The following is a 3,335-nucleotide window of genomic DNA, read 5'->3' as shown; positions in this document are numbered from 1 at the left end:
CATATAATAAAGGAAGAACCTTAACACATGAGATGGGTCATTTCTTTAACCTAAATCACACTTTTGATGGTTGTGATGGTGCAAGCTGTGCAAATTCAGGGGATAGAGTTTGTGACACTCCTGATTTAAGTGCTGCAAATTATGGTTCTCCTGTTGCCGGAGATGTTATGGGGTGTAATGATTTTGCTTTGACTATGAACTACATGGATTATGTAAATGATGCTTATATGTATATGTTTACAGCTGGACAAGTAACAAGAATGACAGGTTGGTATAATACTATAAAAACTCAATTATATACAAATACGCTAGCTAATGAGGAGTTTTTGCAAAATCAGTTTAGTTTGTATCCCAATCCTAACAAAGGTAGTTTTACAATTGAATTTAAGGATTTAACTAATAGTTATTCTATTGAAGTTTTTGATGTAACTGGAAAAACAATATATGAAAACAATTATAGCCAAGCATCAGATTTAGTTCAGACAATTAATTTAGACAACCCTACAAGTGGTGTCTATTTTGTAAATATTAAAACGGATAAAGGTTTAGTGACTAAAAAATTAATTATCCAATAATTAAGTTTTACATAGTATTAAAAGAGCCTTTTCATTTACGAAAAGGCTCTTTCATTTTCCATTGTAGTTATTCATGGTGTTTTGTAATCCGGCTAGCGCAAAGGATTCAACAATCTCTTTAGCAAGTTGATATCTTTCTGTTAGTTTTTCTTTTTCAGTATCATTCCATTCTCCTAATACATAGTCCACCTGTTGCCCTTTTTTGAATTCATCACTAATACCAAAACGAAAACGCGGATATTCTGTTGAGTTTAGAATAAGTTGAATGTTTTTTAAACCATTATGACCTCCATCACTGCCTTTTGATTTAATTCTAATAGTGCCAAAGGGTAAATTCAAATCATCTGTAATAATTAAAACATTTTCTTTAGCAATATTTTCTTTTTCCATCCAATATTGAACCGCTTTTCCACTTAAGTTCATATAAGTGTTAGGTTTTAAAAGTAGTAACTTTCTTCCTTTGATATTATATTCTGTTAATGTTCCTAGTTTGACGGTGTCAAAACTCAGGTTTTCTTTTTGAGCAATATAATCTAAAATTTTAAAACCTATATTGTGTCTAGTGTTGATATATTCCACGCCAATATTTCCTAAACCCACAATGAGATATTTTTTCATTATTTCTGTATTTTCTACAATTTTATTTTTACAAAATAATTTAGTAATCCAATTCATGTTGTAAAAGTAATCTAATTTGATTTCATAAAAAAAGCACCAGCGTAAACTGATGCTTTTTGGAATAAGGTTTTAAAAATTATTTTTTCTTTCCTTTTGCTGGAGCTTTTGCTGCTTTTGCTGCTTCTTGAGCGGCTTTCATAGCAGCACGTGAAATCTTCACTTGCGCCACCACAGTATTATCTGGGTGCATCAATTTGAAGTTTTTAGTCTCTAATTTGGTAATATATAATTTATTACCCATTTGCAATTCAGAAATGTTAGCTTCAACAAAATCAGGAAGATTTTTTGGTAACGCTTTCACTTTTAATCTTCTTTGATTTAAACGCAAATCACCACCTAATAACACCCCTGGAGAAGTTCCAACGACTTTAACAGGCACTTCCATCATGATTTCTTTGTTGTCATTTAATTGAAAGAAATCAATGTGTAAAATTTTGTCTGAAACTGGGTCAAACTGAATGTCTTGAAGAATTACATTAGCTGATTTTCCTTCCAAATCTACTACAACTGTGTGTGCGTTTGGAGTGTAAACCAAGCTTTTAAATGCTCTTTCATCTGCTGCAAAATGTACTGGTTGACTTCCTCCGTAAATAACGCAAGGAACCATTCCAGCATCACGTAAGGCTTTAGTAGCTTTTTTGCCTACGCTTTCTCTTTCTGATCCTTTAATCGTAATCGATTTCATTGTAAAAATATATAGTTAATAAATAATAAAATACTTTTTAAAAAATTACATCAGGAATTTACCACTGATGGAATTGTTGTGTTGCACCATGTGCATTACTTCTGCAAAAAGAGGCGCACAACTCACCACTTTTATTTTATTTGACTCTTTCTTTAACGGAATAGAATCGGTAACTATTAATTCGAGCAACTTAGAGTTTTCAATTTTCTCATAAGCATTACCCGAAAGTATGGCATGAGTACAAATTGCTCTAACACTCAATGCGCCTTTTTCTATCATTAAATCAGCAGCCTTAGCTAATGTTCCTCCGGTATCGATCATATCGTCAACCATAACAACATGTCGCCCTTTAACATCACCTATCAATTCCATGGTATCAATAACGTTAGCGACTTTTCGTTGTTTATAACAAATTACTACGTCTGATTCTAAAAATTTAGAATAAGCATAAGCTCTTTTTGAACCACCCATATCAGGCGAAGCAATAGTTAAATTGTCTAATTGAAGACTTTTAACATAAGGCAAAAAGATTGTTGATGCAAACAAATGGTCCACTGGTTTTTCAAAAAAACCTTGAATCTGGTCAGCATGCAAATCCATAGTCATTATTCGAGTAGCGCCAGCAGTTTCCAATAATTTGGCCACTAATTTTGCTCCAATCGGAACTCTTGGTTTGTCTTTTCTATCTTGTCTTGCCCAACCAAAGTAAGGAATAACAGGAGTTATGTGTCTGGCTGATGCTCTTTTTGCTGCATCAATCATCAACAAAAGCTCCATTAAATTGTCTGCACTAGGAAAAGTAGAACAAACAATAAATACTCTTAATCCTCTTATTGATTCTTCAAAAGAAGGTTGAAATTCACCATCACTATATTTTGAGAACGTAACTTTACCCAGCGGAACACCATAATGATTGGCCATTTGTTCAGCTAGATAGACGCTTTGCGAACACGCAAATATCTTTGCTTCTGGTTCTAAATGCGACATTGTAATTTGTTGTTTTGACCAGCGACACTCTTCTTTGGAAGTGCCTCGGGTGTAGTTAGTTAGTTGTTGCTCGTTTTACCGAGGTGCAAATTTAGAAATTTAATCCAACTCTGAAAGTATATTTTAGAGTATTTTTTGATTCGAAGGGGATTTTTTTTTACATTTGCACCCACAAAATGATAATAATCAATCTCCGAATGACAATTAATTGTTGTTTGTCCTTGCCCGGATGGCGGAATTGGTAGACGCGCACGACTCAAACTCGTGTACTTAGGTGTGTGGGTTCGATTCCCACTCCGGGTACTAAAAGTCCATAATTATATTGTAAATCAGTATATTATGGGCTTTTTTGTTGCTTTTTTGTCATTCCTATCAAAAGAAAACAACAATGAAAGAAGATGGATTCCCGC

Annotated in this window: 4 protein-coding genes and 1 tRNA gene; 2 read left to right on the top strand and 3 right to left on the bottom strand. The window is 33.5% G+C overall.

Annotated elements, in window-relative coordinates; all coding sequences use genetic code 11:
- Positions 1–575: zinc-dependent metalloprotease (locus ACOYLT_RS10995; protein ID WP_422853892.1), on the top strand; the 575-nt coding region annotated here is incomplete at its 5' end.
- A 51-nt stretch (positions 576–626) separates the two neighbouring features.
- Here ACOYLT_RS10995 and pth read toward each other — a convergent pair.
- From pth to ACOYLT_RS10980, 3 genes are all read right to left on the bottom strand, one after another.
- Complete coding sequence (gene pth, locus ACOYLT_RS10990) at positions 627–1,193, bottom strand: aminoacyl-tRNA hydrolase (RefSeq protein ID WP_422853891.1); 567 nt, start codon at positions 1,191–1,193, stop codon at positions 627–629.
- Between the two features lie 136 nt (positions 1,194–1,329).
- On the bottom strand, positions 1,330–1,938 hold the full coding sequence (locus tag ACOYLT_RS10985; RefSeq protein ID WP_422853890.1) for a 50S ribosomal protein L25/general stress protein Ctc: 609 nt from the start codon (positions 1,936–1,938) through the stop codon (positions 1,330–1,332).
- A 45-nt stretch (positions 1,939–1,983) separates the two neighbouring features.
- Positions 1,984–2,925 (bottom strand): ribose-phosphate pyrophosphokinase, encoded by a 942-nt coding sequence (locus ACOYLT_RS10980; protein WP_422853889.1) that lies wholly within the window; start codon positions 2,923–2,925, stop codon positions 1,984–1,986.
- Between the two features lie 223 nt (positions 2,926–3,148).
- Between ACOYLT_RS10980 and ACOYLT_RS10975 the strand changes: the two genes are divergently transcribed.
- Positions 3,149–3,228, top strand: a tRNA-Leu gene (locus ACOYLT_RS10975).
- Positions 3,229–3,335: the final 107 nt, after the last annotated feature.

This window comes from Flavobacterium sp. (assembly GCF_049318185.1).
Taxonomy (GTDB): Bacteria; Bacteroidota; Bacteroidia; order Flavobacteriales; family Flavobacteriaceae; genus Flavobacterium.
This window is presented reverse-complemented; position numbering and strand designations above follow the sequence as displayed.

Coding starts and splice junctions, on each gene's coding strand:
- pth (WP_422853891.1), bottom strand. CDS start 1,193: ATGAAAAAATATCTCATTGTGGGTTTAGGAAATATTGGCGTGGAATAT.
- ACOYLT_RS10985 (WP_422853890.1), bottom strand. CDS start 1,938: ATGAAATCGATTACGATTAAAGGATCAGAAAGAGAAAGCGTAGGCAAA.
- ACOYLT_RS10980 (WP_422853889.1), bottom strand. CDS start 2,925: ATGTCGCATTTAGAACCAGAAGCAAAGATATTTGCGTGTTCGCAAAGC.